We start from the raw sequence: 18,227 nt of genomic DNA, 5'->3' as shown, positions 1-18,227 counted from the left end.
CGGAGATCCGTGCGGGACCGGGGGCACTTTCATGTCCTACGGCTCACAGCGCCACGAAGACCGCCGTCAACAGCGCGATCCCGGAGCCCGCCAGCACCCACGCCGCCCGGGTCTGCCGCAGCCCGCCCGCCACGACCACCGAGGCCAGCAGCAGCGCACCGCCCAGCGGGGCCCACGCGTACAGGATCCCGGCGGGGCCCGAGCGGACCACCTCGTCGGTCCCCGGTTTCACGACGACGCTGTAGGTCTGCCCCTTGCGCACCGCCACGGTGTGGTCGATCACCGCCCGGTCGCGGGCCGTCGACCCCGTGGAGACCGGGGTGTAGGGCCCGGTGCACGTGTCGCCCTCGCACCGCGTCACCTCGATCGTGCCGTGCTCGCGCCCCTTGGTGAGCATCACGTACGGCGCGGTGTGCCAGGACGCCCACACGCCCGCGATGAGGATCAGCACCGTGACCGCGCCCATGGCCGCCACCCGGCCGAACCGGAGCGCGGTGTGGGAGGCCTGGCGGGAACGTCTTGCGGTGGCGGCAGGCATGGCCGGGATCATTGGCCATGTCGCTACGAGCGGTCAACTCCGGGGGCCGTCAGCGGGGGGACAAGTCAGGAGTTGTACGCGCTTTGTGCCCGCTCCAGACCCTCCGCCAGCAGACACTCCACCGAGTCCGCCGTCCGGTCCACGAAGTAGTCCAGCTCCTTGCGCTCGGCGGAGGAGAAGTCCTTGAGCACGAAGTCCGCCACCTGCATCCGGCCCGGCGGGCGTCCGATCCCGAACCGCACCCGGTGGTAGTCGGGACCCATCGCCTTCGTCATCGACTTCAGCCCGTTGTGGCCGTTGTCGCCGCCGCCCAGCTTCAGCCGCAGCACGCCGTAGTCGATGTCCAGTTCGTCGTGGACCGCCACGATGTTGCCGAGCGGCACCTTGTAGAAGTCGCGCAGCGCGTTCACCGGCCCGCCGGACAGGTTCATGAACGACATCGGCTTCACCAGGACCACCCGGCGGCTCTCCGGCCCGGGGGGACCGATCCGCCCCTCCACCACCTGGGCCTGCGCCTTGCCCGCCCGCTTGAACCGGCCCCCGATCCGGTCGGCCAGCAGATCCACCGTCATGAACCCGACGTTGTGCCGGTTCATGGCGTACTCCGGTCCGGGATTACCGAGGCCGACGATCAGCCAGGGATCGTTCGCGGAGGTCGTCACGTCCATGTCTCCTCAATAGGCGTCATACGCGCCGGCCGCCGCCCCCCGAGGGAAGCGGCGGCCGGCGGAACGACGACGGTCGGGCTCAGGCCTGCGCGGCCTCTTCGCCTTCCTCGCCCGCCGGGGCCTCCTCGGCCTGCGCGGCCAGGACCTGCAGCACCACCGTGTCCTCGTCCACGGCCAGCTTCACACCGCTCGGCAGGGCGATGTCCTTGGCCTGGATCGCGGCACCGGCCGCCAGACCCTGCACGGAGACCGTGAGCTGGTCCGCGATGGTCGTGGCCTCGGCCTCGACCGGCAGCGCCGACAGGACGTGCTCCAGCAGGTTGCCGCCCGGGGCCAGCTCGCCCTCGGCGACGACGGGGATCTCGACGACGACGCGCTCGCCGCGCTTGACCATCAGCAGGTCCACGTGCACCAGGTGGCCCTTCAGCGGGTCGCGCTGCACGGCCTTCGGGATCGCCAGCTCGTTGGTCTTGCCGTCGATGTCCAGCGAGATCAGGACGTTGGGCGTACGCAGCGCCATCAGCAGCTCGTGACCCGGCAGCGTCAGGTGGATCGGCACCATGCCGTGCTCGTACAGCACACCGGGAACCTTGTTCTCACGGCGGACACGGCGGGCGGCACCCTTGCCGAACTCGGTGCGCGTCTCGGCGGCGAGCTTCACCTCGGACATGCTCATCACTCCTCGTAGAGGTACACGAAAACGGGCGGGGTCACCCGGCCACGAACGGCCTGCTACGAAGAGCGCGTCGATAACGGATCGCCGTACACGAGAACGAGTACGGCCTCCCTCGCCGAGCAACTGCAGCAGTCTACTCGGAGCGGGAGGCCGGACCCAAAACGATCTACGGGCCTGATCGTTCCACAGGCCTGGTCGTCACTGCTCGTCGAACAGGCTCGTCACCGAACCGTCCTCGAACACCTCGCGCACCGCGCGCGCGATCGTCGGCGCGATGGACAGCACCGTGATCTTGTCGAGTTCGAACTCGTTCGGCGTCGGCAGCGTGTCGGTGAACACGAACTCGCTCACCTTGGAGTTCTTCAGCCGGTCCGCCGCGGGACCCGACAGCACACCGTGCGTCGCCGTCACTATCACGTCATCCGCGCCGTGCGCGAACAGGGCGTCCGCCGCTGCGCAGATGGTGCCACCCGTGTCGATCATGTCGTCCACCAGGACGCAGATACGGCCCTTCACGTCACCGACGACCTCGTGCACGGTGACCTGGTTCGCCACGTCCTTGTCACGCCGCTTGTGCACGATCGCCAGCGGGGCGCCCAGCCGGTCGCACCAGCGGTCCGCCACCCGCACCCGGCCGGCGTCCGGGGAGACCACCGTCAGTTTCGAACGGTCCACCTTGTTGCCCACGTAGTCCGCCAGCAGCGGCAGCGCGAACAGGTGGTCCACCGGTCCGTCGAAGAAGCCCTGGATCTGGTCCGTGTGCAGATCCACGGTCAGGATGCGGTCGGCGCCCGCGGTCTTCATCAGATCCGCGATCAGACGCGCCGAGATCGGTTCACGTCCCCGGTGCTTCTTGTCCTGCCGCGCGTAACCGTAGAACGGGACGATGACCGTGATGGAACGGGCCGACGCACGCTTCAGCGCGTCGATCATGATCAACTGCTCCATGATCCACTTGTTGATCGGAGCAGTGTGGCTCTGGATCAGGAAGCAGTCCGCGCCGCGGGCCGACTCCTGATAACGCACGTAGATCTCGCCGTTCGCGAAGTCGAACGCTTTGGTCGGGACGACCCCGACACCCAGCTCGTGGGCGATTTCCTCGGCAAGCTCGGGGTGGGCGCGGCCGGAGAAGAACATCATCTTCTTCTCGCCGGTCGTCTTGATCCCGGTCACAGCAGTGTCTCCTCAGCGGGTGTTCGCAGCAGGGTGGGACGTGGGGACGTGTGCACTTATCACGGTACGCCGTCTTTGGCGTGCCGGTTTCCGGTCAGGCTTCGCTCTCCGGCTGTCCGGATGCGGCCTCGGCCGCCTTCGCCGCCGCGCTTCCGGGACGCTTGCGAGCCACCCAGCCCTCGATATTCCGCTGCTGGCCACGGGCCACGGCCAGCGAACCCGGCGGCACGCTCTTGGTGATCACGGACCCGGCGGCGGTGTAGGCGCCGTCCCCGATCGTGACGGGAGCCACAAACATGTTGTCCGAACCGGTCTTGCAGTGCGAGCCGACCGTCGTGTGGTGCTTGCTCTCCCCGTCGTAGTTCACGAACACGCTCGCCGCGCCGATGTTCGTGTACTCGCCGATGGTGGCGTCACCGACGTACGAGAGGTGGGGAACCTTGGTGCCCTCGCCGATCGAGGCGTTCTTCGTCTCGACGTACGTGCCCACCTTCGACTTCGCCCCGAGCCGCGTACCCGGTCGCAGGTACGCGTACGGCCCCACGGAGGCCTGTGCGCCCACCACGGCGCCGTCGGACACCGTGTTGTCCACCCGCGCCCCCGGGCCGACCCGGGTGTCCGTCAGCCGGCTGTTGGGGCCCACCTCGCAGCCCTCGCCGAGCCGGGTCGTCCCGTGCAGTTGCGTGCCCGGGTGCACGACGACGTCCTGTTCGAAGGTCACCGTCACGTCGATCCAGGTGGTCGCCGGGTCGACGACCGTGACACCGGCGAGCATCGCGTCCGTCAGGAGGCGGTCGTTGAGGGTCCGTCGCGCCTCGGCGAGCTGCACGCGGTTGTTGATCCCGGCGATCTCCCGGTGGTCGCCGGCCACGCAGGCGCCGACCCGGTGCCCGGCCTCGCGCAGGATCCCGAGGACGTCGGTGAGGTACTCCTCGTGCTGGCTGTTGTTCGTCCGGACCTGGCCCAGCGCCTCGGCCAGCAGCCGCCCGTCGAACGCGAACACCCCGGAGTTGATCTCCCGGATCGCCCGCTGGTCCTCGGTGGCGTCCTTGTGCTCGACGATCGCGGTCACGGCGCCCGTACCGGCGTCGCGCACGATCCGGCCGTAACCGGTCGCGTCCGGGACCTGGGCGCTGAGCACGGTGACGGCGTTGCCGTCCTCCTGGTGCGCGGTGGCCAGCCGCTGGAGGGTCTCACCGGTGAGGAGGGGAGTGTCGCCGCAGACGACGATCACGGTTCCCTCGACGGGCCCGCCGAGCTCCTCGAGGCCCATCCGGACCGCGTGCCCGGTGCCCTTCTGCTTCTCCTGCACGGCGGTGCGGACCCCGGGGTGGGCCTCGGCCAGGTGCGCGGTCACCCGCTCCCGCGCGTGCCCGACCACGACGACCAGGTTCTCCGGCTTCAACTCGCGTGCGGCGGCGAGCACATGACCCACCAGTGACCGGCCGCAGATCTCATGCAGGACCTTCGGTGTGGCCGACTTCATACGGGTGCCCTCACCCGCTGCGAGAACGACGACGGCTGCCGGGCGAATGGCGCTCACGGGATGCCCTTCGGCTGTGGATGGGTGGGGGTGGACATCCGCAGGATACCGGGGCGGTTGTGGGGGGATATGAGAACGGGTCCCGGCCCGTGAGGGCGGGACCCGGAATGAGACTTTCTGCGCCGGAGCTCCCCCGCAAGGATTCGAACCTTGTCCTGCTGGTACCAAAAACCAGTGTGCTGCCAGTTACACCACGGGGGACAGCGCTTCAGACCATACCGGAGACGTGCCCGGCTCAGGGCCACGATTCCCTTCCGCCCGCCCCGGCCGCCGCCCGTAGGCTGGAGCCATGACCACGACGGGGGAAGACCACGAGGCGGTCCTGACCGGGCCGTGGTGGTGGGCGCGACGGCGCAGCGTGGCACTCGACGGGGGACTCGCGCTGGTGTCCGCCCTGGAGTGCGGGGCCGAGGGGGTGCCGTTCGCCCGGGACGCGGGGATTCCGGTGTCCCTGGGGATCGTGTTCGGGGTGGTGGCGGGGGCCGTGCTGCTCATCCGGCGGCGGTGGCCGATCGCCGTGGTGCTGGTGGCCATCGCGATCACGCCGGCCCAGATGGGCTTCCTGATGGGCATCGTGGGGCTGTACACCCTGGCCTCGTGCGAGCTGCCCCGCAGAGTGATCGCCGCGCTGGCCGGGATGTCCCTGGTCGGGACGATGATCGTGACGTTCGTGCGGGTGCACCAGGACATGGCGCGCGGGGACCTGACCCTCGGCGACTGGTTCGTGCCCTTCGCCGCGGTGACCACCTCGCTCGGGCTGACGGCGCCTCCTCTGCTTCTCGGCCTGTACGTCGGGGCCCGGCGGCGGCTGATGGAGAGCCTTCGGGAGCGGGCGGACAGCCTTGAGCGGGAGCTGCAGCTGCTCGCGGAGCGTGCGGAGGAGCGGGCCGAGTGGGCCCGCAACGAGGAGCGGACCCGGATCGCGCGGGAGATGCACGACGTGGTCGCGCACCGGGTGAGTCTGATGGTGGTCCATGCCGCCGCGTTGCAGGCCGTGGCCCGCAAGGACCCGGAGAAGGCGGTGAAGAACGCGGCCCTGGTGGGGGACATGGGGCGGCAGGCGCTGACCGAGCTGCGGGAGATGCTCGGGGTGCTGCGCAGCGCGGAGCCCGCCAAGACCCAGCCCCGGGCGTACGTGCCGGAGCAAGGTGTGTCCCGTGCGGCGGACGACGTGCCGCTCGCCGCGGTGGGGGCCGCCGCGGCGGCTGCGGCCTCCCGCGCCGCCGACGGTGTGCCCGAGGGGCCGTGCCTGTCGGAGCTGGACGAACTGGTCGGGCAGTCGGCGGCCGCCGGGATGCCCGTGGACCTCTCGGTGCACGGCACGGCCCGCTCCTACGCGGCGGAGGTCGAGCAGACGGCGTACCGCGTGGTGCAGGAGGCGCTGACCAACGTCCACAAGCACGCGGCGGGGGCGCAGACGTACGTGCGGCTGGCGCACCGGACGGCGGAGATCGCGATGCAGGTGGAGAACGAGCCGCCGCCCGAACCCGCCTCGGCGTCGGCTGCGGGGCTGCCGTCGGGCGGGAACGGACTGCTCGGGATGCGGGAGCGGGTCGTCGCGCTGGGCGGAGTGTTCGTGTCGGGGCCGACGGACGCGGGGGGCTTCCGGGTCTCGGCGGTGATCCCGGCGTCGTAGCGGGCCCTTCCGGCCGGCGCGCGGTGAGCGGGTACGCACGCGTGCGTGTCCGTACGCGCGTGGGTGTGTACGAGTGCTCAGCCCGTGGTGAGCCGTACGGGTTCCGTGCCGGAGACGAGGGCCGACAGGGCCAGGTCGATGTCGGGGCCGAGGTACCAGTCGCCGGTGTGGTCGAGGGCGTAGACACGGCCTTCGGCGTCGATGGCGAGCAGGGACCGGCTGTCGGTCTCGGTGCCCAGCGGGCAGACCTCGGTGTCCAGGGCGCGGCCGAGGTCGCCGAGGGTGCGGGCCATGTGGAGGCCGTGCAGCGGGTCCAGATCGAGGACGGCGGGGGCGATCCGGCGGCCGGGGCCGGTGGGCGAGACGCGCAGGCCGCCGAACTCCGCCCAGGCCTCGACGGCGGCGGGGAACACGGCGTGGTGGTGGCCGGCGGGCGAGAGGTGCTCGCGCAGGGCGTCGGCCCACATCTCGGCCTGTTTTATGTCCCAGCGCCCCGGCCGCCAGCCGGCGGCGCGCAGCGTGGTCTCGACGGGCCCGGGGAAGCGTGCGGCTCCTCCCCCGCGCTCGGCCTGCTGGGGGAAGGAGGCTCGGTCGGCGTGCATCTGCCCTTCGTTCGTGGGTCGTGCCGTGGCGGGTGGCGCCGTGGCGGGGTGCGGGTGGGGGGTTTCGCGGGGGCCGCGGCCGGGGTTTCCAGGCCGGTGGGTCAGCCCTTGCCGGTGGTGGGGTCGACGATGCGGACGCCGAAGTGGGCGCTGAGCGCGGTGCAGGACCGGCAGGGGCCGGCGAAGCTGCCGTGCAGGGGGTCGCCGTCCTCACGGATGCGGCGGGTGGTGAGCTTGGCGTGTTTCAGGCTCTTGCGGGCCTCGCCGTTGCTCATGGGTTTGCGGACGGCACGTTTGCTGCGGGCCGCGTCGGCGGCGGTGATGTGCCGGGAGATCAGGATGGTCTCGGCGCAGCGGCCGGTGAAGCGGTCGCGCTGGGTGCTGGTGAGGGCGTCGAGGAAGTCCTGGACGAGGTGGTGCAGGGCCGGCGGCTCCTCGCCCCGGGCGGCGGTGCCGGTGAGGGTGGCGCCGCGCACCGAGAGCGCGGCGGCGACGGTCGGCAGGATGCCGTCGCGGCGGTGGCGGAGTGCCGGCGCGTGCGGTGCGTCGGCGCTGCTCCAGCCGACTCTTGGGTCTCCGGAAGCGCTCGTGTGCGGTCCCGTCTGCGTCGCGTTCATGATCGTCTTTCCCTCCCGTGCATCCCCCCGGAAACTCACAGAGTGCCAAATGGCGTGCCTGCTGCGGAAGCTGGGGCGGTGTGACACACCCCGTCCGGGGCAGTGCGTCACTGGAAGGTGACGGCTGGTCACGGCAGGGCCGGTTCGGCGGGTGGCGGCCCGGTGACCGGTGACGTCGTACCGCATAGGCTGTCGGCACGCCGCGGTGCGCGCGGTGGACGCGTTGGAGAGAAGTAGGGATACGGGCCTCGGCGGGCGGAGCAGCGAGCCGGTCGGCGTGGGCCGTACAGAGTGCCTCAGGGGGCAGCAGCCATGACGACAGGTCGGCTCGGGCTGGGGGTACCACCCGGCCGCCAGGCTGGGGGACAGGCCGTGACGCCGAACGCGGCCTATGCCGGGCAAATCGTGCACTTTCCGGATCCGGTCCGGGCCGCGCGTCACCCGCGAGGGGTGCGGGTGGACGACCGCGGTTTCCCCGACTTCTCGCCCTACGCGCGGGCCGCGGTGGAGATCGCGGAGCCGCCGCAGGGGTTCGGGGTCGACGAACTGCGGCTGACGGACTACGTGTCGGCGAACGCGGCGATGGCGGCGTCGGGGCACGAACTGTGGGGCACGGTGCCGAACGTGGCGACCCCGCACGGCTGGACGTGGCACCACGTGGCCGACTCCCGGCGCCTGGAACTGGTCCCGGTGGAGGTGAAGGCGCTGCTGCGCCACCACGGCGGGATCGCGACCGCGAACGTCGACCAGAACAAGCGGGGCACCCGCCCGTTGCAGGAGACGCGGCCGGCGCACTTCCGGCTGCCGAAGTCGGGTGCGGCGGTGTCGGAGCAGCAGGTGCAGGGGGTCGAGGAGGACCTCGGGTACCGGCTGCCGGGCGCCTACCGCTCGTTCCTGAAGGCCGCGGGCGGCTGCGCGCCGGTCGGGACGGCCCTGGACGCGGAGTTGGGGCTGCTGGTCGACCAGCCGTTCTTCACGGTCCGTGAGGAGGCGGCGGTCAACGACCTGGTGTACGTCAACAAGTGCCTGCGCGACCACCTGACCAAGGACTACCTGGCCGTCGGCTTCGTCCAGGGCGGACTGCTCGCGGTGAAGGTGAGGGGCGAGCAGTCGGGTTCGGTGTGGTTCTGCGCGTACGACGACGCGCGGGACGTGGATCCGTCCTGGCCGCAGGCCGAGCGGGTGCAGCGGCTGCTGCTGCCGTGCGGTGATGACTTCGACGCGTTCCTTTCCCGGCTGGCGGGTTCGCCGCCGGAGTTGGAGACGGTGGCGAACCTGATGGTGGACGGCGGGTTCGCCCGTGCCGCGGCCGTCTCGTCGGTGGGGGAGTGAGTCGAGCGATGGTGACGTTCGCGCAGGCGCAGGAGCGCGCGGAAGAGTGGATCAACGGTGACGTGCCCGCGTACCAGCATCGCGAGGTGCGGGTACGGGAGTTCGAGCTGGGCTTCGTGGTGTGGGCCGAGGACCGCGAGGGCGGCCCGCGCCTGGACGGGGGCGCGCATCGGCTGGTGATCGCCCGGGACAGCGGGGAGGCCACGCTGTGGCCCGCGCTGCCGGTGGGCGAGGTGGTGCGCCGGTACGAGGAGGAGTACGGCCGGGTCGAGCCGGCCGCCGCCGCGGCCCCGCCGCCTCCGGCGAGGGTGGACCTGAACCAGACGTCCTTCCTGCTGACCCCACCGGAGTGGCTTCAGGAGGCGGCGGACCGGATGGGCATTCCGGACCGCCGCGGCGAGTCCGGCACCGCGGGCGGCGCGGGCGCCGCTGCCGCGTCGGCGGAGGCGGGCGGGAGTGGTCCGCTTCCTCGGACGCAGGCGGGCATGCCGGTGGGCGCCGGTGCGCCGGGTACGCCGGCGGGGGCGACCCCGTGGGCGGGCACGGACACCAACGCCGACACCGGGGACGACCGTTCCGTGCCGCTGCCGGCGACCGTGTTCGCGCCGCCGCTGAGCGGCTCCGACGACGACACCCCGCCGCCCGCCGCCCCGCCGGACGCCAAGACGGCGCTGATGGCGGGCGGCAGCGCACTCCCGCGCACGACCGTCGGACCGGCGGTCACCGGCCCCAACGGGCCTTTCCCGCCGGGAAGTTCACCGGCCCAGGGCGGGCCGCAGGGCAGTGCACCGCCGCCGCCCGGGGCGGCGGGCGGTGCCGGGTACGGGGGCGCCCCCGTGGGTCCGGGTACGCCGCCGCCTCCGCCGGTTCCGGGAGCGAGTACGCCGCCGCCTCCGCCGGGTGTGCCGGGTGGTGCGGAGTACGGGTATCCGCACGGGCCGGGTGCCCCGGTGGCTCCGGGTACGCCGCCGCCTCCGCCGGTTCCGGGTGCGAGTACGCCGCCGCCTCCGCCGGGTGTGCCGGGTGGTGCGGAGTACGGGTATCCGCACGGGCCGGGTGCCCCGGTGGCTCCGGGTACGCCTCCGCCTCCGCCGTCCGGGGCCGTGGGTGGCGCGGGGCACGGGTATCCGCAGGGGCCCGGTGGACCGGGCACTCCGCCGCCTCCGCCGGTTCCGGGCGCGCAGGCGCCCGGTGGTGGTGGCCCGCACGGGCGGCCGCCGCTCGCGCCCGACGCCGGTGACATCGCCGACGCCGCGACCAGCAAGGCGGCGCCTCCGCCCCGCCGTGGGGGCGGCGCGTCCGCGCCTCCGCCGCCGGGTGCTCCGGGCGCGCCGGGTGCCCCGTCCATGCCGCCCCCGCCGGGCGCCACGAGCGGATACGTACCGACTCAGCTCGTGTCGTCGCTCGGCCCCGACGGGCCCGAGGGCCTCAGAGGCCCGGGCGTGCCCGGCGGTACGCCTCCGGGCGGCGTCCACCATGCCGCCACGATGTTCGCCGACCCCGGCCAGAGCGGCGGGGGCGCCCCGCATCTGCCGGCCCCGCCCGGCGTTCCGGGCCCGCCCAAGCCGCCGGGTGCCTCCGGCGCGCAGCTGCCGACGCCGCCGCCCGGTGCTCCTGCGGCCCCGGGCGCCCCCGGTATGCCGCCGGGTGCCCCGGGCATGCCCGCCGCCCCCGGCGCGCCGGGAGTCGTGCACCACGCGGAGACGATGCTGGCCGCACCTCCCCCGAGCGGCCCCCACATGCCTCCGCCGCCCCCCGGCGCCCCTGGTGTGCCGGGTGTGACTCCGGGCACCCCGCCGCCGATGCCGCCGGGCGCGGTACCGCCGCCGGGCGTGCCGCCCGTGCCGGGTCAGGCCGTACCTGGTCAGCCACCCATGCCCGGTCACGTCATGCCCGGACAGCCACCCGTACCCGGGCAGCGCCCGCCTGCCTACGGTTACCCCCAGCAGGGGCAGCCGACCGTCGGGCCCGGCTATCAGGCCGTGTTGCGCTACCGCGCGCACGACGGCTCCGAGCAGCGGATGATCCGGCGCTCCGCGCCCGGTACGCCGCACCCGGAGTGGCAGATCTTCCACGAGCTGCGGGCCAAGAACGTGCCGCCGGACCGGGTCCTGGAGCTGCACACGGAGCTGGAGTCCTGCCAGTTGCCGGGCGCGTACTGCGCGCGGATGATCCGTGAGCAGTGGCCGCAGGCCCGCATCGCGTCCATCGCCCCGTACGGCACCGACCATGCGAGCCGTCAGCAGGGAATGCAGCAACTGCTCGCCCACCAGGGCGAGTTGCATCAGGTGGCGGACGGCCCGGCCCGTCCGGGACCGGTGCGCGCGCCGCTGCCGCCGGTGCAGCCGGTGCCGCCGATCCCGCCGGAGGCGATCGCCTCGGAGCTCGCGGCGGCGTTCGGGCCGGGGATCTTCCGGTTCGAGCAGGCGGCGGTCTCCCGCCAGGGCGTGCCGCCGGTCGTGGCGCACACCCTGGTGGTGGCCGGTCTGCCCATGGACATGGGCCCGTTCTTCTGGGCGCAGGCCCAGCCGGGCCGCCCGGTCCCGACGCTGGCGGAACTGGCGGCCGAGCGCGGGGTGCAGCCCGCCTCGGACGCGGGGTCCTACCTCGTCATGGGCAGCGACTTCGGCAAGGCGATCTGCGTGCAGTACGGCACGGCGAACATCGTGGCGGTGCCCGTGGAGTCGGGTCCTGGCGGTGCGCCCGTGGCGCCGCAGTTCGTGAACACCGGCCTGCCGGAGTTCGCGCGCTGCCTGGCGCTGCTCGGCCGGATGTGGCGGCTGCGGTTCGGCCTGAACCAGGAGCAGGCGGGCCGCTGGACCGTCGACTTCCAGGCGCAGTTGGCCGCGCTCGACCCGGCGGCGCTCGGTTCGCCCGAGAGCTGGTGGTCGGTGCTGCTGGAGCAGATGTGGGACGGACTCCTCTGAGCGTGTGAGCGTTCGGCCCAGGGGCCGGACCCGGTCGTGCGACCGGGTCCGGCCCTTTTTTGCGTTCACGGCCGACCGTCCGTTGCGCCCGGAGTGTCGCGTTATGAACATTTCCGGCCAATCCTCGAAGATGTCCGCGAAATCACCGCCGGCGAAGAGGGGTCCAGGATGGGCAGCGCACCGATGTCGCTCCACGGCTTCGTGGCCGTACGGGGACGCGGCTACCGCCCCGATCAGGTGAACGCCTTCGCGGACGCCCTCTCCGACGGCCGGGACGCCGCCTGGGAACGGGCCGCGCGGCTGACCGTCCTGGCCAGGACCATGGAGGAGGAGCTCGCAACTCTGCGGGAGAAGCTCACCGGGCTCGGCGAGCAGTCCTACGAGTCGCTGGGCGAGGGCGCCCGGCGGCTGTACGAACTGGGGCTGGAGGAGGCGAGGACGGTCCGGGAGCGGGCGCGGCAGGAGGGGGACGAACTCCTCGATGCGGCGCGGACGTATGTCGACGGCACGCTCCAGGACGCGCGGGCGTACGCCGACGCCGTACACGCCGAGGCCGACGAGCGGGCCCGGCTGCGGCTCCTCGAGGGCCAGGCGGAGGCCGAGGGCATCCGGATCTCGGTGCGGCGCGAGGTGAAGGAGTCACGCGGCGTGGCGCTGGCGGCGCTGCGGGAGGCGCGGCAGCGCGCGTCCGGGATGCTCACCGAGCAGTCCCGCGAGCAGGCGGACGCGCTGGTGGACGCGGAGCAAGAGGTGACGGAGCGTCAGGCCGGTCTGGAGGTGCGGCACACCGAACGGGTGGCGGCCGCCGAGACGGCGCTGTCCGAGGCGGAACAGGCCCTCGTCGACGCGCGGGAGGCGGCGCGGCGGGACCCGGAGGAGGCGCGCGTGCGGGCGGCGGAGATGCTGGCCGAGGCCCGGTTGCGGGCCGACCGGATCGCCCTTGAGACCGAGCAGGTGCTGCGCGAGCACGGCGAGGTGTGGGACGCCGTACGGACCCAGATGGAAACCGTGCAGGACAGCATCACGGCCCTGAAGGAAGGAGCCTGGGCCGAGTAGGGCCCCGCGGCCGACAGCCCTACTCCTTCAGTACGGGGAAGCGTCGCGGCGCCAGCACCAGCAGCACCGTGAACGCCAGCGCCGCCGCGCACCCCGCGCCCAAGTACACCGCGTGGACCGCGTCCGCGATGGCCCGCCGGGTGGCCTCGGGGGCCGTGCCCGAACTCAGCGCCCTCGTCACCGAGTCCAGGTCGCTCGCGCCGCCGAGGCGCGTGGCCAGCACCCCGTTGGCGACCGCGCCGAAGACGGAGGCGCCGAGCGTCTGGCCGGTCTGGCGGCAGAAGAGGACCGAGGCGGTGGCGGTGCCCCGCTCCGACCACCCCACCGTCGACTGCACGCCCACGAGGAGGGGGAGCTGGAACAGCCCGAGGGCCGCGCCCAGCACCAGCATCAGCGCGGTCGGCTGCCAGGCGGCGCCGGGATAGGGCAGGAAGGGGAAGGCGAACAGGGTCAGGGCCGCCGCGCCGATGCCGAGCATGGCGGTGTTGCGGAAGCCGATCCGCCGGTAGACGTGCTGGCTGAGCGCCGCCGACAGCGGCCAGCTCAGCGTCCAGACCGACAGGACGAATCCGGCCGCGACCGGTGCCAGGCCGAGCACCGACTGGGCGTATGTCGGCAGGAAGACCGTGGGCGCGACCATCAGCAACCCCAGGGCGCCCAAGGCGAGGTTCACCGCGGCGATCGTACGGCGGCGCCACACCCAGCCCGGCAGGATCGGGTCGGCCGCCCGCCGCTCGATCACCACCACGGCGGCGGCCAGCGCGAGTCCCGTACCGAACAGGGCGAGCGACGGCGCCGACAGCCAGGGCCACGCCACCCCGCCCTGCACCACCGCGGTGAGCAGGGCGCCCGCGCACGCGAACACTGCCAGCGCGCCCGCCCAGTCGACGCGCGGGCGGGACCGCCGCTCCCGCTCGGGCTCGCGCAGATGGCGGACGATCAGCCACAGGGCGGCGGCGCCGATCGGCAGGTTGACCAGGAAGATCCAGCGCCAGTCGGCGTAGGCGGCCAGGACACCGCCCAGCGCGGGTCCGGCGATCGCCGACACCGCCCACACCGTGGAGAGCTTCGCCTGGATCCTCGGGCGCTGCTCCAGCGGGTACAGGTCGGCGGCGAGTGTCTGGACCGTGCCCTGCAACGCCCCGCCGCCCAGGCCCTGCACGACGCGGAAGGCGATCAGCGCGCCCATGTTCCAGGCGCCGGCGCACAGCAGGGAGCCGACGAGGAAGACGACCGCGCCCGCGACCAGCACCGGTTTGCGCCCGAAGGTGTCGGACAGCTTGCCGTAGACGGGCAGGCTCACTGTCACGGCCAGCAGATAGCCGGAGAACAGCCAGGAGAACACGGAGAAGCCGCCCAGGTCCCCGACGATCTGCGGCACGGCCGTCGACACGATCGTCGAGTCGAGCGCGGCCAGCGCCATGGCCAGCATCAGCGCGGCCACGACCGCGCCCCGCCGGTCGGCCGCGCCGGACCGGGCAACCTGCCGTGTCGCGGGTTCGGTGCCGCCCACTCCGGGTCCTTTCCCCCTGCATCCATCTGCCGCCGGACAGCTTCCCACTCCGCCCTTCCGTGGCGGGAGGGCGGAGGCCGAGGGGCGGTGCGGCGGAGGCGACCCTGAGAACGGCTCCTCCCGAAGACGGAGGCCCCCTAGGGGAAGCTCCGTACCCGGGGTCGGGGAGCGGTCGTACCGACGGAGGACGAGCGGGGACCGGGCCGGTCCTTAACCTGGTCTTACGTCGCGGGGGGCGGTACGCCACAGCGGCGGGGGTGGGGTTTTCCCCCGGAGAAGACTGCGCTGAGCACCAGCGCGCCGGACACCCCCCGTCGAGCAGACTCATCGGCGTACCGAGACGCACGACGTACACACCCACTTCGCACGTGACGCAGCACCGGACGCTTCACCACCGGACCGACATAGGAGACTTGACGTGACAACGGCTGTGACCATTCCCAGGCACGGGGGTACTGGAGGGACTACGGCCGTCGCCGCGCGGGCGCGGCAGGTCGTGAAGGCGTACGGGGCCGGGGAGACCCGGGTCGTCGCCCTCGACCACGTCGACGTCGACATCGCCCGCGGCCGGTTCACCGCGATCATGGGTCCCTCGGGCTCCGGCAAGTCCACGCTGATGCACTGCCTCGCCGGTCTCGACACCGTGACGAGCGGACAGATCTACCTGGACGAGACCGAGATCACCGGGCTGAAGGACAAGAAGCTCACGCAGCTGCGCCGGGACCGGATCGGTTTCATCTTCCAGGCGTTCAACCTGCTGCCCACGCTGAACGCGCTGGAGAACATCACCCTGCCCATGGACATCGCCGGCCGCAAGCCGGACGGGAAGTGGCTGGAGCAGGTGGTGGAGACCGTCGGTCTCGCGGGGCGGCTCAAGCACCGGCCCAACCAGCTCTCCGGCGGCCAGCAGCAGCGCGTCGCCGTGGCCCGGGCCCTGGCCGCCCGGCCCGAGATCATCTTCGGTGACGAGCCGACCGGCAACCTGGACTCCCGCGCGGGCGCCGAGGTGCTGGGCTTCCTGCGCCGGTCCGTGGACGACCTGGGCCAGACGATCGTGATGGTCACGCACGACCCGGTGGCCGCCTCCCACGCCGACCGCGTGCTGTACCTCGCCGACGGCCGGATCGTCGACGAGATGCACCAGCCGACGGCCGATCAGGTCCTGGACCGCATGAAGGACTTCGACGCCCGGGGGCGTACGTCATGACCGTCCTGAAGACCTCCCTGCGCAACTTCTTCGCGCACAAGGGCCGCATGGCGCTGTCGGCCGTGGCGGTGCTGCTGTCGGTGGCCTTCGTGTGCGGCACGCTGGTTTTCACCGACACCATGAACACGACGTTCGACAAGCTGTTCCAGGCGACGTCCTCGGACGTCACGGTCAGCACCAAGACCTCGTCCGACACCGGTGAGACCACCTCCCGCACCGGCAAGCCGCCGGTCCTGCCGGCCTCCGTGCTCGGCGAGGTGCGCCGGGCCCAGGGCGTGCGGGCGGCCGAGGGAACGGTGTTCTCCACCTCCGTGACCGTCGTCGACGCCGACAAGGACAAGCTCTCGCCCAGCAGCGGCGCGCCCACCATCGTCGGCAACTGGAACAACAACGACTCCCGCACCATGAAGATCACCTCCGGTACGGCGCCCAAGGGCCCGGACCAGGTGATGGTCGACGCCGACACCGCCGGCAAGCACCACCTGAAGCTCGGTGACGAGATCGGTCTGATCACCGCGGTCGGCACCCATCGCGCGCACGTGTCCGGCATCGCCGCCTTCACCGTCACCAACCCCGGCGCGGCGATCTTCTACCTGGACACCCCGACCGCCCAGCGGACCCTGGTCGGCCGGACCGGTGTGTACACGAACGTCAACGTCACCGCCGTCAAGGGCGTCACCGACGAGCAGCTGAAGAAGAACGTGTCCGCCGCGCTCGGCGCCGGCTACAAGGTGCAGACGGCCAAGGAGGTCGCCGACGCCAACCAGAAGGACATCGAGAGCTTCCTGAACGTGATGAAGTACGGGATGCTCGGCTTCGCCGGAATCGCCTTCCTCGTCGGCATCTTCCTGATCATCAACACCTTCTCGATGCTGGTCGCCCAGCGCACCCGGGAGATCGGCCTGATGCGCGCCATCGGCTCCTCCCGCCGCCAGGTCAACCGGTCCGTGCTGGTCGAGGCGCTGCTGCTGGGCGTAATCGGCTCCGTGCTCGGCGTCGGGGCGGGCGTCGGCATCGCGGTCGCCCTGATGAAGATCATGGGTCAGGCGGGCATGAACCTGTCCACCGACGACCTCACGGTCGCCTGGACCACCCCCGTCATCGGCCTGGTCCTCGGCGTGGTCGTCACCGTCCTCGCCGCCTACCTGCCCGCCCGGCGGGCCGGCAAGATCTCCCCGATGGCCGCCCTGCGCGACGCGGGCACCCCGGCCGACGGCAGGGCCGGGACGATCCGTGCCGTCGTCGGCCTGGTCCTCACCGGCGCGGGCGCCGCGAGCCTGTTCGCCGCCGCCGAGGCCGCGAAGGCCACCCAGGGCTCGGCGTGGCTGGGTCTGGGCGTGGTGCTCACCCTGATCGGCCTCGTCGTCGTCGGCCCGCTGCTCGTGGGCGGCCTGGTCCGCGTACTCAGCGTGGTCCTGCTGCGGATCTTCGGCCCGGTCGGGCGGATGGCCGAGCGCAACGCGCTCCGCAACCCGCGCCGCACCGGCGCCACCGGCGCCGCGCTGATGATCGGCCTCGCCCTGGTGGCCTGCCTGTCGGTGGTCGGCTCCTCGATGGTGGCCTCCGCCACCGACCAGCTCGACAAGACCGTCGGCACGGACTTCATCATCCAGAGCGACAACGGCGAGGTCATCACCCCGCAGGCGGTGAAGGCCGTGAAGGACGCCCCGGGGCTGGAGCGGGTCACCGAGTACAAGCTCGTGGACGTCTCCCTGACCACGCCGGACGGCGGTACGTCCAAGAACGAGATGATCAACGCGGCCGACCCGACCTACGCCCAGGACCTGCGCACCAAGACGGTCTCCGGCACGCTCGCCGACGCCTACGGGCCCGACTCGATGTCCGTCCCCGAGGGCTTCGCCAAGAAGCACGGCATCAAGCAGGGGTCCACGGTCGAGGTCGGGTTCAAGGGCGGCAGGACGGCCGCGCTCACGGTCCGCGCGATCACCAGCGACGACGGCTTGATCGACAACGGCGCGATGTACGTCTCGATCGCCACGGTCGGAAAGTACCTGCCCGCCGACCGGATGCCGCTCGACCTGCTGCTCTTCGCCACAGCCAAGGACGGGCAGGAGACCGCCGCGTACCAGGCGCTCAAGTCCGCGCTGCACGACTACCCGCAGTACACCGTCCGCGACCAGACCGACTACAAGAAGGAGCTGGAGAACCAGATCGGCCAGCTGCTCGACATGGTCTACGCACTGCTCGCTCTGGCGATCATCGTCGCCGTCCTGGGCGTGGTGAACACCCTGGCGCTGTCGGTGGTCGAGCGGACGAGGGAGATCGGCCTGATGCGGGCGATCGGCCTCTCCCGCCGCCAGCTGCGCCGCATGATCCGCCTGGAGTCCGTGGTGATCGCCCTGTTCGGCGCGCTGCTCGGCCTGGGGCTCGGCATGGGCTGGGGCGCGACCGCCCAGAAGCTCCTCGCCCTCGAGGGCCTGAAGGTCCTGGAGATCCCCTGGGTCACGATCATCGTGGTCTTCGTCGGCTCGGCCCTCGTGGGCCTGTTCGCCTCACTGGTCCCGGCCTTCCGGGCCGGCCGGATGAACGTCCTGAACGCGATCGCGACCGACTAGCGAGCGCGGCGTGCCCCCTCCGCGGACGGGGCCAAGGAGAAGCCCGGTGCCGGGAAGTCAGGGTGACTTCCCGGCACCGGGCTTGTGCCGCAAGGGGCGGCGGGGGCGCGAGCGGGGTTGTCCACAGCCTCCGCGAGCCGACTGCCCGGCGGCGTACGCTGAA

14 protein-coding genes and 1 tRNA gene are annotated in these 18,227 nt (G+C 72.4%); 6 read left to right on the top strand and 9 right to left on the bottom strand.

The window, feature by feature from the left end; genetic code table 11:
• Window positions 1-43 precede the first annotated feature (43 nt).
• The 6 genes from OIE49_RS15325 to OIE49_RS15300 all read right to left on the bottom strand — a co-directional run bounded on the left by OIE49_RS15325 (window position 44) and on the right by OIE49_RS15300 (window position 4,799).
• Entirely contained in the window at window positions 44-550 is a 507-nt protein-coding gene (locus OIE49_RS15325; RefSeq protein ID WP_326802802.1) for a hypothetical protein, read from the bottom strand.
• A 53-nt stretch (window positions 551-603) separates the two neighbouring features.
• The gene (pth, locus tag OIE49_RS15320) at window positions 604-1,206 is read right to left on the bottom strand and encodes an aminoacyl-tRNA hydrolase (RefSeq protein WP_326802801.1); all 603 of its coding nucleotides are present in this window, start codon (window positions 1,204-1,206) and stop codon (window positions 604-606) included.
• 79 nt (window positions 1,207-1,285) lie between these two features.
• Window positions 1,286-1,876 (bottom strand): 50S ribosomal protein L25/general stress protein Ctc, encoded by a 591-nt coding sequence (locus OIE49_RS15315; protein ID WP_326802800.1) that lies wholly within the window; start codon window positions 1,874-1,876, stop codon window positions 1,286-1,288.
• A 204-nt stretch (window positions 1,877-2,080) separates the two neighbouring features.
• Window positions 2,081-3,055 (bottom strand): ribose-phosphate diphosphokinase, encoded by a 975-nt coding sequence (locus OIE49_RS15310; RefSeq protein ID WP_100571053.1) that lies wholly within the window; start codon window positions 3,053-3,055, stop codon window positions 2,081-2,083.
• Between the two features lie 94 nt (window positions 3,056-3,149).
• The gene (gene glmU, locus OIE49_RS15305; protein ID WP_326802799.1) at window positions 3,150-4,598 is read right to left on the bottom strand and encodes a bifunctional UDP-N-acetylglucosamine diphosphorylase/glucosamine-1-phosphate N-acetyltransferase GlmU; all 1,449 of its coding nucleotides are present in this window, start codon (window positions 4,596-4,598) and stop codon (window positions 3,150-3,152) included.
• Window positions 4,599-4,726: 128 nt separating this feature from the next.
• Window positions 4,727-4,799: transfer RNA gene (locus OIE49_RS15300), tRNA-Gln, on the bottom strand.
• An 88-nt stretch (window positions 4,800-4,887) separates the two neighbouring features.
• Between OIE49_RS15300 and OIE49_RS15295 the strand changes: the two genes are divergently transcribed.
• A complete protein-coding gene (locus OIE49_RS15295; protein ID WP_326802798.1) occupies window positions 4,888-6,234 on the top strand; it encodes a sensor histidine kinase in 1,347 nt (448 codons plus the stop codon).
• A 77-nt stretch (window positions 6,235-6,311) separates the two neighbouring features.
• Here the strand turns inward: OIE49_RS15295 and OIE49_RS15290 are convergent, their stop codons facing one another.
• Window positions 6,312-6,836 (bottom strand): SUKH-3 domain-containing protein, encoded by a 525-nt coding sequence (locus tag OIE49_RS15290; protein WP_326802797.1) that lies wholly within the window; start codon window positions 6,834-6,836, stop codon window positions 6,312-6,314.
• Between the two features lie 101 nt (window positions 6,837-6,937).
• Entirely contained in the window at window positions 6,938-7,453 is a 516-nt protein-coding gene (locus OIE49_RS15285; protein ID WP_326802796.1) for a YwqJ-related putative deaminase, read from the bottom strand.
• A 312-nt stretch (window positions 7,454-7,765) separates the two neighbouring features.
• Here OIE49_RS15285 and OIE49_RS15280 point away from each other — a divergent pair, with 312 nt between their 5' ends.
• The 3 genes from OIE49_RS15280 (at window position 7,766) to OIE49_RS15270 (ending at window position 12,768) form a co-directional block, all read left to right on the top strand.
• The gene (locus OIE49_RS15280) at window positions 7,766-8,785 is read left to right on the top strand and encodes an SMI1/KNR4 family protein (RefSeq protein WP_326802795.1); all 1,020 of its coding nucleotides are present in this window, start codon (window positions 7,766-7,768) and stop codon (window positions 8,783-8,785) included.
• Between the two features lie 8 nt (window positions 8,786-8,793).
• Window positions 8,794-11,712 (top strand): SUKH-4 family immunity protein, encoded by a 2,919-nt coding sequence (locus OIE49_RS15275; protein WP_326802794.1) that lies wholly within the window; start codon window positions 8,794-8,796, stop codon window positions 11,710-11,712.
• Window positions 11,713-11,880: 168 nt separating this feature from the next.
• Window positions 11,881-12,768: a cellulose-binding protein gene (locus OIE49_RS15270; protein ID WP_326802793.1), complete on the top strand. Its 888-nt coding sequence runs from the start codon at window positions 11,881-11,883 to the stop codon at window positions 12,766-12,768.
• A gap of 19 nt (window positions 12,769-12,787) precedes the next feature.
• Here the strand turns inward: OIE49_RS15270 and OIE49_RS15265 are convergent, their stop codons facing one another.
• Entirely contained in the window at window positions 12,788-14,281 is a 1,494-nt protein-coding gene (locus OIE49_RS15265; RefSeq protein ID WP_326802792.1) for an MFS transporter, read from the bottom strand.
• A 418-nt stretch (window positions 14,282-14,699) separates the two neighbouring features.
• Between OIE49_RS15265 and OIE49_RS15260 the strand changes: the two genes are divergently transcribed.
• Window positions 14,700-15,488 carry an ABC transporter ATP-binding protein gene (locus tag OIE49_RS15260; protein ID WP_326802791.1) on the top strand — a complete coding sequence of 263 codons (789 nt, stop codon included), beginning with the start codon at window positions 14,700-14,702 and terminating at the stop codon, window positions 15,486-15,488.
• Window positions 15,485-18,064, top strand: a complete 2,580-nt coding sequence (locus OIE49_RS15255; RefSeq protein WP_326802790.1) for an ABC transporter permease — start codon at window positions 15,485-15,487, stop codon at window positions 18,062-18,064. Before OIE49_RS15260 ends, OIE49_RS15255 begins: the two co-directional genes overlap by 4 nt.
• Window positions 18,065-18,227 lie beyond the last annotated feature (163 nt).

This window comes from Streptomyces sp. NBC_01788 (assembly GCF_035917575.1).
Taxonomy (GTDB): domain Bacteria; phylum Actinomycetota; class Actinomycetes; order Streptomycetales; family Streptomycetaceae; genus Streptomyces.
Note: the sequence above shows the minus strand (reverse complement) of the source record. Positions and strands in the feature narration are given on the sequence as shown.